Source organism: Metamycoplasma equirhinis (assembly GCF_006385185.1).
Taxonomy (GTDB): Bacteria; Bacillota_I; Bacilli_A; order Mycoplasmatales; family Metamycoplasmataceae; genus Metamycoplasma; species Metamycoplasma equirhinis.
This window is the reverse complement of record NZ_VFIX01000002.1, coordinates 35,899-50,179: the sequence shown is the minus strand read 5'-3', so window position 1 is coordinate 50,179 and position 14,281 is coordinate 35,899. Positions and strand designations below refer to the sequence as shown.

The window sequence follows — 14,281 nt, the reverse complement described above, 5'->3', positions numbered from 1 at the left end:
AGTTTTACAATGAAATCAAAAAATAGAAAAATTACTAAAGCAATAGTTGCGCTATCTACTTCTACTGCGCTAGGAGTAGCTTCTTTACTATCAAGTTCTTGCATTACAAAAAACAAAAAAAACAACAATGAAAACGAAATGATTAATGCAGATTCTCAAAAAATAATTGAAGGCAATGTTAAATATTTAGCTCTTGGCGATGATTATGCAGCTGGAAATAATTCAAGTTTTAATAATTTTGCCGAAAACAAATATGATGAAGCAAAAAAGAAAATTATCGGTATTTCTTATGCTTCATATTTAGCTAATGCAATCAATGAATTAAATGATGCCAAAACTAAATTAGTATTTTATAAAAACTACGGACTATCAGGTTCAACAATTGATCACTGATTGCATATTTTAGACAGTAAAAAATATCAAGCAAACGATGATTTTAATGCCATGACATTATATAACCAAAAAACAATGCAATTAGCAAAATCAAACAAGCTTGAGAATCTTTTTGGCAAATTTGAAGATAAGGATTTTCAAAAAATAAGAAATGAAATAAAAAATGCAAACCTTTTAACTATTTCACTGGGATTTAATGATTTATTTGATGGCAATAGTTTATTTCAAATTCTATTTAACGTAATAAGAGAAAATGATGATACAAAAAAACTTGAAGCCAATTTAAAGGAAATTGTAAAAGTTTACGAACAAAAAAGCAACGCCATTGTAGCTAAATATGTAACACTATTAAGCGAAGTTAGAAAAATAAATCCAAACGCTAATATTAATGTAATTGGATATGCTAGTCCTTATTTACGTTTAACTGCAATTTTAAAAAATCAAATTAATCATGATTATATAGGTGATATTACTAAAAAGCTTAACAGCAGCCTTAGAGAAGCATCTAAAAATGCTAAGGTAAATTTCGTAAGTTTTAAAAATGAAAATATGATTTCAGAAAATACTAATAAATTTTCTGATTCAATTTTAGATTTTTTGCCAACAAACAATACTTATAAAAAATTAGCACAAGATATTTTTGTAAAATTATCGCTATCTAAAAAAGATTACGAAGCTTTGATTTCAAAAAATAGTACTAATGACTCGGATAATAATTCATATAGCCAAGCACTACTATTTAAAACACACGCAACCGCTATTAAATCAAATATTTTAGGTCTTGTAGGTGAAAATATTGATACTTTTTCAAAAAGCTATTCATTTGAAAAATTAGATAATAATAAAAAATTAATTGATTCAAAAAGAGAATTTAATATTTTATCTAACATTAAATTAAGTTTTAATAATGGCAAAAACATAACAAATAAACAACTAATTTATGGTTTAGGCGATTTATTAAAATTAGTTAACATTGATCTTAACGAATTAAAAAACTTGTTAAGTTTTATGGAAAAAGAAATAGAAAATTCTAAAAACCGTGAGTTTTTAATCAATATTATAAATTCACTATTAGATAGCAAAACATTGCAAAATAATATTGCTTCTGTTGCTAAAAAAATTGATAATTTAATTTTAGAAAAATCATATTCAATCAAATTGAAAGACATTATGACAATTTTTAAAAGTGAATTCCAATCAATTAATAATATTTACTTACTAACAAAAGAAATTGCAAATACTAAACTATCAAAAAATGGTGAAGGAAAAAAACTTGTTAAAAATTTCATAAATGCATTTATTAACGATATATTAGTCAATAAAACCTATAAAAAAGTTTTTGGCAATCCTGATCCAAAATTTCAAAGAATATTTGATGATCAAAGCTTTGTAAATTCAATAAAAGCACTTGCTGAAAAAATCACGGTTTTATTAGTTGACGAGCCAGAAAAATACTTTGAAAGTGATTCATATGTTGATTTTTTAAGTCAATTAGTAAAAGATACAAAATCTGAATTAAAAGAATTGTTGAAAACCACAATAGGTTTACTAAAGAAGGATAAAGTTCTATTTGAAGAAGTAGCAAACAAATTTACCGCCATATTAATCAAATTAAATAATATTGAGACGGATAAAACTACACAAGTTAAAAAATTTACTTCACTTTTTTTAGATAATCTAGACAAATTTGATGAAGGTATTGATTTACTATATCTTGGCATTCATACATTCATTGATGAAAAAAATAATGAAAAAATGAACTTTGAAACTTTCATTTCAAAATGCATTAATAATGCAATTAGTGATAAATATCCTATTGATAGTAAATCTGGAGCTCACGATTTACTCTTTTCAATAATATCGCTTAAACTTGGAAAAGATGATTCCGAACAAGCTCAATTTATTGAAGGCCTAAAAGCAACAATATTTGGATATATCAAACAAAATAATATTTTAGATCCAAAGAATTTAGGTTCAATTCTAAATAATTCAGCAACTAAAACCATTACAAAATTAATGCTTGATTTATTAAAAAATAAAAATGGAAAATTAACAGCTGATGGCAAAAAAATTGCTAACGATATTGTTTCTAGCATTATAGAAAAAGTAATGAAAGAAGATTCGCTATATTCAAATACAATTAAGTCATTACTAAAAGGAATAATTGTCAAGCCGATTTTTGAATTGTTAAATAAGAAAAATCTTCAAAGCGAAAAAATTAATGAAAAAACTATTGATTCTATTATTGAAGCAAATTGAGAAAAAATCTTTGCAATACTTAAATCAAATGTCAATTCAGAAAAAATTAATAAGATTTTTTCATATATTCTTGAAAACGGCAAAAATTATAATTTAGAAACGATTACAACTTTCACTATTGACTTATTAAAAGATATAAAAAACAATGGGATTTTAGAGTTTGTAAATTCAACTATTTCTTCGATTTTACAAGACGAATCAATATTGAGCGATGTTTTAGATGTAACTATTTCATTGGCTCAAAAAGATTTAAATTTGAACATTAAAAATGAAGATATCGAAGCATTTAAAAAATATTTAACTGAAGTTATTAAAAACATTCCTAATTCAAATATTTACAACAAATTTATTGAATATTTCATTAAAACTTTAGAAAGCGTCAAATCAGATGATAGTGCTGATTTTAGTAAATTTATTAACTATTTATTAACTAATTTATCAAAATTTGCATCACAAGGAATTGCAAATGATGTTATTGACTTACTATTAGCTAAAAATAAAGATGGCCAAAGCAAAGTTGAATTTAAAGATTTCGTTAAATCCTTAAAAATTTTATTAGGCAATAAAAAGATTGTTGAATTAATTCTAAGCAAAATAGATCTTAAAAATGTACTATTTTCGCAATTAAATTCATTTATTGTTAAACCTGGTGAATCAGGCATTGAATTGCAACAACATATTTCAACAATTCTATCAAGTCTAAAATTACATCTCGAATCCGTTTGAGATGATGAAATTCTAAACGAATTAAACGATATCATTGTTTCATCATTTTCAAGTGATAAATTAGATAATGCAAATAATGTCACAGAATTAATAACAGAAATTATCGCTTTAAACAAGCAAAAAATCGCTAAGTTAATTGGTAAAGTAACAGCTGACTCTTTATCATCTGATGAAAATAATATTAAAGCCATAGTTTCATTGCTAAAAACATTTCTACCTTCGCTACTTCCTGGTTTTAATATTAAAGCTGAATATGAAGGTAAATTGGTTGACTTTTTGGCTCATATTCTAAAATTTGCAAAAGAAAAAAACATTTTTGAAACCCTTGTTTCTAGTGTGCTTGAAAATGTTATTAGTTTATTAAAAGATAAAAATACAACTTTTAATTTACAAAGTATTACCAAATTGCTTCCTGGATTATTAGGCAGCTTAAAAAACGTCTTTAAATTTGAAACATTAAAAGAGGCAATCACTAACTATCTATCAAAAGAAGACGTTTTATTAATATTTAACTTAATTTTCGATAATAAAGACTTTATCATTAAAAAATTGTTAGGCGAAGAAAATTCTGCCTCTAAAAACGCTACACTAAAACAAGAAAATAGTCAAACTATCACGTCAATTGTTCCACAATATTCACAAGGCGAAATAGTCCAATTATTTCAAGCAATTTGAAAGAAACTTGATATTGAAAGTCAAAAGCTAATTTTAGAAAAAATAGCCGACATTTTATTTGAGTTAAAAGATAACGAAAAAATCGTTAAATTACTTTCAAGTGAAATTGCTAAAGCTATTAAAAAATGAGATGAAAATTTCGCTAAAGAAATTGCTGGTAATAATTCTTCAATTGAAGACCACATTCACACATTAATTAAAGATATTTTAAATACAATATTAGCTAACGAAAATAAAGAATCAATCAAGAAATTAATTATCAGCTTAAAAGATGCTAATCCATATAATGCCAAATCACTTGCTGAATTACTTTTATCATTTGTACCGCAAATATTGAGATCAGAAAATAAAGATTTAATTAAAAATATCATTTCAAAAATTTGAAAAAATAAAAAATTGCCAACAGAAATTTCAAATTGACTTTTTGCATATCTAAAAACTAAGGCGAATATTCAAATTTCTGAAGAAGACAAAACCAAAATTAAAGAATTTATCGAAAAAATATTTGAAAAAATCCCTGAAACAAAATTGTTTAATGAATTATTCGATAATTTATTTAAAGCTTTTAACAAAGAAGCAAAATCTGAGGAAATTGTTAAAAAATTATTAGATGCTTTAAAACAAAGCATTGACTTTTCCGACCAAGGCACAATAAACCAAATAACCGAAATATTTAAGTTTGAGGAAGTTTTAGCAATAATCAAATTAGGATTTAAGATTTTAAAGTCAAATGAAAATAAGGAAAAAATTAAGACTTTATTAACTTCACTAGTAGAAAAATTTCAAAAATCACAAGACGTTAAAAATCTTGTTAATAATGCTTTAAATAATTTAAAACAAACTCTAATTAAGTCTGATCCTAAACTTCAAAAAGTTGCTGAATACGTAGCACAAGCTTTAAATGAAATAATTTTTAGTGAAGACCTAACTAAGAAGTTTATGATTGATTTAGGCAACTTGCTAATTAACTTAACTGATGAAGAAATCGATAAAATTAAATCAATAAACGATATATTCAAATTAGTTTTTGAAAAAAGTAAAGAAAGCTTAAAGGAGCTATCAAAAAAATTGCTTGATAAATTACTAAAAGAAGAACAAGTTAAGGAAATTATTGCTTATGTAATCGACGCAATTAATGCTAAATATTCATTAACTTTATCTGGTATAGATCAAGATAATATTAAATCATTACTTTCGAGACTAATTCTAAGTGATGGAACTAAAAATATTGCCGAAAAAATCATTGGTTCTACAATTGACACACTAGCCAATGTCAATATCTTTAATGAACAAAATAAAATAAATCCAAACGAAATTAAAGAAAGTCTTTTAAAATCAGTTAAACAGATCAAATTTGATGAATTATTTTCAACTGAAAATTTAAAGAAATTATTTGAAGATGTTTTTGGGAAGAATATTTCTAAAGAACAACTATATAAAGAATTAATATCATTGTATACATACATTTCAAGTAACATTTCTAAGTTAATTAACCAAGGAAATAAGATAGAAAAAACTGAAAAATCTAAAAAAATAAGTAGAGTTAGACAAGTTATTGAAGAAAATAATAACTCAAACGATTTCTGAAATAACATCGAAAAAGCTATTATAAACGCATTGAAAGCATTCAGTGAAGTATTTAAACAAAACGAAAATACAAAGCAAGCAATAGTTGAAGTTGCTCAACATATTTTAAAAGATCAAGCTCAAAAAATTGATTATTCTAAAATTAATATTCCAGGTGTTGATAAAGATAAACTTAAAAAAGTAATTGAAAAAGTTATAAATTATGAAGAAACAAGAGAATTAATTAAGTCTGCTGTCGAAGAATATCTATCTCAAGATAATTTGAATAGTAATAAATTAGGTGATATTTTAAGTAATTCAATTTTAAAAATTGGAGACAAATTAAAAGCCAATGTAACAAGGATTATTACCAAATTTTCTCAAGATCAAGAAATTGTAAACATTTTAATTGAAGAATTTGTTAAATATTTATCATTAGAAAATGTCAATCAAGAAGATAAAAAATTCTTATCGGATTTTATTGGAAAAGTCGTTCCGAAATTTTTAGAAACTGAAATTTATAAACGCAAAATATTAAACAGATTAGTTACTAAATTTGCTGAAAATGCTAAAAACTTTTCATTGAAAAAACCAAGCGAATGGGTGACAGCCGCAATCAAAGAATTCGCGTCAGTATTAAGCGCAACAGATGTTTTGGTAGCCGCAGAATTAATCGGTAAAGATAAGGTTATTAACGGTGAAGTATTAGTTAAATTAATTAATCTTTTACTAGGAAAAAGTAAATCGCCAGATTCATTTATAATGAAAGCATTGAATAACATAAATATGAATGCTAATGAAGGCGAAAGAACAAATCTAGCATCGCTTAATAAAATGATAAAAGATGGCATTGGATTAGGAAAAAAAGCTAAAGCAGTGAATGCATCAAAAAATGATGAAGATAATATTTCTCCTAACGTAGACTATCTAAAATTAGCAGATACTATCTTTCAATTATTAGCAGAAGAAGTTGATTCTGAATCTAAAAAAATTCACAATTATAATAACGATTATTTTGCTAGATATGAACAACCAGCATACCAAGCAACATATAGATTATTTGTAACATTAAATTGAGTAATATTTGAAATGTTTGGTAGAGAAACAAAAGAAAGCGAAAGAGATAAGGGAAGTTTCCTATCTGCATCTGTAACATTATATAGGGGTTCGAAAGCTATATTATGGGAAATTCAGGAAGCTTCTACTATTAATTGAATTCCTGGAGTTGGCAATAAATTTGCCGGAATGAAAAAACATTTTACAAATGCAAATATTCGTCGCGAATTCACTAACTATTGTGCGAAAGAAAAAAAGGGTTGAATAAGTTCATCCTACGAATACGCCGAAGAAAGTAATTACACTCCTGATTCAATTATCTATTTAATTACATCAAGTGGATACCATAGTTCTGAAAAAAATAAATTGAAAGAATTTAAATACAAAATTGATGATAAGGGAACCAAAGTTTCAAAACGTGAATATATTTTACTAACCATAAGAGAAGGCGGTTATGGTAAATTTATGAAACTTAATAAACAAATTTCTATTCACGAATGAAGCGGAATGAATAAAGTAAAATTTAATTCATAATTCAAAAAAACAGCAAGCGCTGTTTTTATTTTACAAATTGTTGACTAACTATTTTATGTTTTTAATTTTTACTTGAGTTTATTTAAACCAATTTGTGAATGTTTAAAACCGCCTTATTTTTTGAGTTTATTCTTAGTTTATGAATATTTTCAACAAAAAAATATAAAATATATAAAGATAATAAAATAAATTTTAAATTTATAAAATAAGGAGAAAAATGGCATACAACAAAGATTCGGACAAAAGAAGATTTCTTTTCGCGATTGACTTAGATGGTACACTTTTAGCTGATTCTTCAGCTGGAACAATGCATGAAAAAACCGAATCAGCAATAAAAAGAGCAGTCGAAGAAGGTCATATTGTTTCAATCATCACGGGTAGACCTTGAAGAAGTACTAAGCCAGTATATGAAAGATTAAACCTAAATGCTATCGTTGGAAACTATAACGGTGCGCATATACATAACCCTGCTGATCCGTTTTTTATACCAACAATTTCCTATTTAGACTTAAATGAAGTTCTATATATTCTTGGTGATGAAAAGGTTAAAAAGGAAATTACCAATTACGCAATTGAAGGCCCAGACTGGGTTCAACTAATGCACAGAGACCCAAATCTAGAAAAAGTTTTTGGTTTCAACCAAGCAACTAAATTTAGAGAATCAATTAATCTAGAAAAAATTCCTCTAAAACCAACAGGCATTGTTTTTGATGCTAGACCTGATACCGATGTTTTAGAATTACTAACATATTTAAAAAGAAGATATGGCGATTTAGGAGAATTTTCATCTTGATCAAAAGGTGAAGGATTAAGTCCTGTTTTTGATATAACTTCAATTGGAGTCGACAAAGGTAAGGTTATATCACTAATGATGAGATATTACAACATAGACATTGAAGACACTGTTGTTATTGGCGACTCATATAACGATTTAAGTATGTATGAAGTAGGAAACGTTGGAGTTGCTCCAGCTAATGCTGAACCAATGATTAAGAAAAAATCAGTAGTTGTAATGAAACAAACCAACAAAGAAGGCGCGGTTGGATACTTTATTGATGAATTTTTAGATAATCCTGATAAATACATCAAAAAAGCATGTGAGAAAAAAGCGTTAGAAAGAAAAAATTTAAAAACTGTAAAAGCTGATAATTTTTACAATAAAGACGAAAAATAAAAATGATTACACAAATTGATTACAATAAATTGATTGGAGTTGATGAAACTGGCGTGGGAGATTACTTTACGCCTGTTGTTTCTGTCGCAGTTTTTGTGCCAGAAAAAAATATTGATATCTTAATAGAATTAGGCATAAAAGATAGCAAGAAATTTTCTGATAAAAAAATTATTCAATTTTTTAATAAATTAAATCATTTAGTGATTTGAAAAAAGACGTTGCTTTCACAACAAGGTTATAATAAATTAATTAAACAAAACATTAATAACAATGAAATCAAAACATTAATTCATTGTAATTCAATTAGACAATTAGAAAATTATTTAAATAATAAGGTAGATATCATAATTGATCAATACACAAATTCAATCAACACATTTGAAAGACATATTATAAAATTGCAAAATATAGAATGATTAGCATTTCAAAAACCAACGGGAAAAATTTATTTAGAAACCAAGGCTGAAGACAAATCAATTTCTGTTGCAGCCGCTTCAATAATTGCTCGCAAACTATTACTTGATTACATGAAAGAGCAAGAAAAGAAATTTAATTTTAAATTTCAATTAGGCGCAAGCCAAAAAGTCGAACAAAACGCAAGAGAATTTGTTGAAATATATGGCCACGCAAAGTTAATTGAAGTTGCGAAAATTTCTTTTAAAACTACTCAAAAAATAATTAATAAAAATTAAAAAAGCGCTTGTTTGGAACAAGTTGCTTTTTAATATCCCATGGCTTCTTCATATTCATCAAGCGTACCATAAAATAAATAGCTTGATTTAGGTTTGATTTCTAAAATGACTGAAGCACATTCTTTAATCATTGCACGATTGTATGTTGTAAAAATACAAGAACTTTTATATGATTTGATTGCATCAATTAAACTATCAATTGATTCAGAATCTAGATGATCTAACGGTTGATCAAAAATTAAGAAATTGCTTTCTTCAAGCATTAATTTTGACATCATTAATCTTACTTTTTCACCACCACTTGTTACTGTAACATTTTTAAATACGCTATCGTTTGAAAATAGCATTCTGCCTAAAAATGCGCGCATTCTTGAATCACTATTATCTTTTGTTTCTTGGGTCGAATTATTTAATGGCCATTTACTAATTCACTCAATAATGGTTTTATTTTCAGAGAAATATTCACTATTATTATTTGGAAGATAATTTGGTTTAATTGTGATACCTCATTCAACTGTACCGGTTGTAGGTTTTCTTTTATGCATTAAAATTTCCAAAAGTCTTGTTTTAGCAATATCGTCATAACCAATAATAACCATTTTATCTCCGGGCCTGATTGTGAAATTAACGTTTTCAAATAACGTTTCACCTGCATCATTTACATATGATAAATTTTGAACATTTAGAATTTGTTTTCCGGGAGCTCGATTTAGTTCAAATTTGATAAAAGGATATTTTCGCGATGAAGGTTTTAGTTCATCAATGACAATTTTGTCTAGTAATTTTTTTCTACTTGTAGCTTGTTTTGATTTTGAAGCATTAGCTGAAAATCTAGCAATAAATTCACGCAATTTTTGGGCTTGTTCTTCTTTTTTTAGATTTTGTTTTTGTTGCATTTCTATCATTAATTGACTTGATTGTTTTCAAAAACTATAGTTACCTGTAAATAACCTTGCTTCTGAATAATCAATATCAACAATATGAGTACATATAGTATCTAGAAAATCACTATCGTGAGAAACAACAATAACAATATTTTGATAATCCATTAAAAAGTTCTCTAGTCATTTAATTGTTTTCAAATCCAAACGGTTAGTTGGTTCATCCATTATTAGAATATCTGGGTTGCCAAATAGTGCTTTTGCTAATAAAACCTTAACTTTTTCATTTGCGAGTAATTCTGACATTTTAGCATTTCATTTTTCAGGAGCTATTCCTAAATTCGAAAGTAAAATTTGGGCATCATTTTCTGCGTTTCAGCCGCCCATTTCACCATATTTTTGTTCAAGCATACTTGCTTTCTCATAATCTTCTACAGTTGCGTTTGGGTCTTCGTATATTTTATTTTTTTGAATATTTAGTTCATACATTTCTTTATTACCCATTATAACAACATCTGTAGCTATGAATTCATCAAATTCGTTTTGATTTTGTGACAAAACACTCATTCTAGCGTTTTTTTCTTTTATAATTTGTCCTTCGCTTGCTTCGATTTCGCCACTAAGTATTTTTAAGAATGTTGATTTTCCGGCGCCATTAGCGCCGATTATTCCATAAACATTTCCGGGTAAAAATTTCAAATTAACATTTGAAAATAATTTTTTATCGGGAAAAATTTTACTTATACCACAAACATCCAACATAATTAACTCCAATAAAAATAGATATTAAAACAATTTTACTAAATTATATTAATTTAAGACGTTTTTAATAATAACAAGATTAAATTTGTTTTATTTGTTTATAGTAACGTTATTTGATTAATTATATAAAATCATTTTTGGATCATTAAACCCAAAAGCATCTATGTATTTTAATGATGTTAGATTTTAAAATATTAATAATAAAACAATAATATATTTTCATTTCAGACAAATTTATTTTTCATTCAATGTCTTTTAAGTATATTTAATTCAGGACAATTTTTGAAATTTGTTTCTTTTATAGCGATTTATTGAAAATATAGTTATAGACATTTTTATTAATTAATGTAGTGAAAAATTTTAATCTATATTTTATACTTGAGAGGTTTTCTGCAATAATCAATGCCTTTCAAGTTTTGCAAGGCATTCAAGATTGTAATATGAAGTGCAATAGTATGCTTCATATTACAATCTAGGGGTTTTGTAGTTAAGTTGCAATATAACTTCTATTACACTATAACAATTTTATTATTTTGCTAATGCACCCATAGGATCTCAAGGTTCTAATTCGATAACTTGATCGTTTTCATAAATATCTACTAATTCTTTAGGCAAGTATTTTTTATCAATCATAATTTGATAAGTAAATTCATCAAATCATTCATCGCTCATAGAGAAAACACCATTTTTACCAATTTTTTCACCTCATGAATTTTCTACTTGTCAATTAATTGGATTGCCGTTTTTATCTAAATTAACACCAGTAAATACCATAGCGTGTGTTAAAAGGCTTTCGCCATATTCTAGTCTTTGAGTTTTGGTTCATTTGGGTATATATCCCAAAACTTCTTCATAATTAAACATTTTATGATCCATAATGCCTAATTTGCTGTAGCTCATTTTACCAACATCACAACCAAATCAAACTGGGTCGCCATTTTTAATTGCTTTAATAGCAGCTGCTTTTAATTTATCTATTTCAACATTTAAATGTTTAACTTTCTTACCCTCAACAATATTTCCTAAATATTTAATGCTAAAAAGATGATTGTATGGTTTGTTGCTAGTAGGGGCATTAATTAAGCTAATTTTGTCATCTAAATTTCAACCTACAACTTCTTTAAAAAATTCAACTGGAGTCATTTTAGGCAATCTATGATATTTTCCATCCTTATCTTCATATTCATATTCAACATATTCCGGTACTTGGCCCAAGGCTTTTACCAAAATATTGTAAATGCTATATAAATATTTTTCTTTTAAATCTTTTAATGTTTCAAGATTTTTGGTTTTGGCATAAGTATCTCTTAATTCAAAGGCAAAATATCTTAACATGCTTATTAAAATGCTATTCAATTCATAAGTATTAGACGAATTATAAGATTCTTGCATATGATCCTTAGGAACTATTCCATATTTATTTAAAATTCCACTAAACATATCTCATTGACCACCGTCATCAAGAGGATGAGATAATAAATGAGTTATTAATCTTGAATCAGTGGCTTCATCAACTGTTTCAATAATAGCATTTAAGAAATAATTAGATCTTTCTAATTTATCTCAAAATAAAGTATATGCCTGAGAAAATTCAGTTGAACTAAGATTATATTTTTTCATAGTATCAACTCTGGCGGTATTTAAAGCCGCAAACATTCAACATCTTCCACTAGCGTTTTGTTCAGTTACTTGTCCTTTTTTTGTTGTTTCCGAAAACATAAAATTATGCCTTTTGAGCGCATCTCTATTTAGAGATGCTAATCTAATCCCTACTTGAGCCACAGCGGCTTCTACTGACTTATTACATTTATCAGAGTTATATTTTTCTTGAAATTTCATTATTAGTTTTTTATCAATCATATTAAATCCTTTCTAAATTTAATATTCTAATTATACTCTTATGTTATTTACCATTTTTTCCAAAACAATATAGTTGGAAAAAATGCATATTCGTGATACTATAATAGCAAGAAAAAAATGTTAGAAAAAATACCAATTTTATAAGTGATTGGTTTAAAAAAATGAAACCGCATTATTAATTGATGATGCAAGACAAATTGGCAAAACTACAACTATTAGAAATTTTTTAAACTAAAAATTAGCTTTATTGAATTTAACTTATCGAAAAAAACTCGCATTAGAAGCTATTAACACTTCATTTAACGTAGAACAATTAATGTTGCGTTTATTAACTCTCGCTAAAACCAATTTCAATAAAAGCAAAATTTTATCTTTATTGATGAAATTTAAGAAACCGAGGATGCTATTATACCTATTAAATTCTTGGTTCAAAACACTAAATACAGATTTATTTTTTTAGGATCATTATTAGGCATTAAAATGAAAGAAATTTCATCTATACCTATAGGTTTTTTAACTATTTTACAAATGTACCCAATGGATTTTGAAGAATTTAGCAAAATCATCGGGATTTCAAAAGACACTTTAAATTATTTGGAAGAGTGTTTTATAAATCAAAACAAAATCGATGAAATAGTCCATAAACAAATGTAAATTTATTTAATACTTATCTTGTAGTCGGCGGAATTCCTAAAGCTGTAGCAAAATTTGTTAAATCTAATAATATTAGTAATGTAAATAGAATTTTGAGTGATATAGATCATGGTTATAACATGATATAACAAAATATCAAAATAAGAATAAACTATTAATTCAAGAAATATATGATTTAATTTCTAGCGAATTGAACGCTCAAAATAAAAGATTTATATTAAAAAAATTGAATGCCAAGACTAGATTCTTTCAATATGAAACATCATTTGCTTGACTAAAAGTGGTATTGGGCCATTTGTTCATAATGTTGATAATCCTACATAGCCATTGCTTGTTAGCAAAGAGAGAAGCTTATTTAAACTATTTTTAAGTGATATTGGATTATTAACTTATAAATTATTAGCAGCAAACAAATAAAAATATTAAACTGTAAATCTTTTTTAAATTATGGAGCAATATATGAAGCTGTAATGGCACAAGAACTAATAGTTCATGATTTCAATCATATTATAATAATGATAAAAAGAGAGGAGAAATAGATTTTTTAATTGAATTAAACAATAAAGTCATTTCGATAGAGGTAATATTCGGAAAGGACTATAAAAGACACTCTGTTTTAAATCAATTGGTACATAACCAAAACTTCGATTATCAAATTGCTTGTGTTTTATGCAATAAAAATGGCAAAAGAATGACAAGATTTTATACTTGCCTGTATACATGATCTATCTTATAAATAATTCAAAAAGTGATCAATCAGAAATTATAAATTTAGACATTTCTAAACTTGTGTAAAGCAAAAACGAAAAGCTATTAGACTAGAACAACGTTTTATATTACTTTAATATCTGCATTCAACTTTTTAAAGAATGATAAGTTACTATAAAATTTAGTCATATTTAAGATATTTGTTTATAATTTACTTGTAAATTTAAACGGAAACGCATCCTTAGCTCAGTAGGTAGAGCAAGGGACTCTTAATCCCTGGGTCGTGGGTTCGAACCCCACAGGATGTACCATATAAAATATCCAAGCGAAATTGCTTGGAT

7 protein-coding genes and 1 tRNA gene are annotated in these 14,281 nt (G+C 26.3%); 6 read left to right on the top strand and 2 right to left on the bottom strand.

From position 1 onward, the window contains the following. Positions 1-9: 9 nt before the first annotated feature. The 3 genes from FJM08_RS07340 (at position 10) to FJM08_RS07335 (ending at position 9,075) form a co-directional block, all read left to right on the top strand. Positions 10-7,209, top strand: coding sequence for an SGNH/GDSL hydrolase family protein (locus tag FJM08_RS07340; RefSeq protein ID WP_140031323.1), 7,200 nt, complete (start codon positions 10-12; stop codon positions 7,207-7,209). A 217-nt stretch (positions 7,210-7,426) separates the two neighbouring features. After that, positions 7,427-8,383 (top strand): Cof-type HAD-IIB family hydrolase, encoded by a 957-nt coding sequence (locus tag FJM08_RS00815; RefSeq protein ID WP_140031322.1) that lies wholly within the window; start codon positions 7,427-7,429, stop codon positions 8,381-8,383. Between the two features lie 2 nt (positions 8,384-8,385). Next, the gene (locus tag FJM08_RS07335) at positions 8,386-9,075 is read left to right on the top strand and encodes a ribonuclease HIII (RefSeq protein ID WP_140031321.1); all 690 of its coding nucleotides are present in this window, start codon (positions 8,386-8,388) and stop codon (positions 9,073-9,075) included. 29 nt (positions 9,076-9,104) lie between these two features. Here FJM08_RS07335 and FJM08_RS07330 read toward each other — a convergent pair whose 3' ends face one another. Continuing rightward, positions 9,105-10,718, bottom strand: a complete 1,614-nt coding sequence (locus FJM08_RS07330) for an ABC-F family ATP-binding cassette domain-containing protein (RefSeq protein ID WP_140031320.1) — start codon at positions 10,716-10,718, stop codon at positions 9,105-9,107. Positions 10,719-11,246: 528 nt separating this feature from the next. Beyond that, positions 11,247-12,578, bottom strand: a complete 1,332-nt coding sequence (locus tag FJM08_RS00800) for a C1 family peptidase (RefSeq protein WP_140031319.1) — start codon at positions 12,576-12,578, stop codon at positions 11,247-11,249. Between the two features lie 405 nt (positions 12,579-12,983). Here FJM08_RS00800 and FJM08_RS00795 point away from each other — a divergent pair, with 405 nt between their 5' ends. From FJM08_RS00795 to FJM08_RS00790, 3 genes are all read left to right on the top strand, one after another. After that, positions 12,984-13,232, top strand: coding sequence for an AAA family ATPase (locus FJM08_RS00795; protein ID WP_140031318.1), 249 nt, complete (start codon positions 12,984-12,986; stop codon positions 13,230-13,232). A gap of 433 nt (positions 13,233-13,665) precedes the next feature. After that, positions 13,666-13,968, top strand: coding sequence for a DUF4143 domain-containing protein (locus tag FJM08_RS08430; RefSeq protein WP_503465695.1), 303 nt, complete (start codon positions 13,666-13,668; stop codon positions 13,966-13,968). A gap of 207 nt (positions 13,969-14,175) precedes the next feature. After that, positions 14,176-14,251: transfer RNA gene (locus FJM08_RS00790), tRNA-Lys, on the top strand. Positions 14,252-14,281 lie beyond the last annotated feature (30 nt).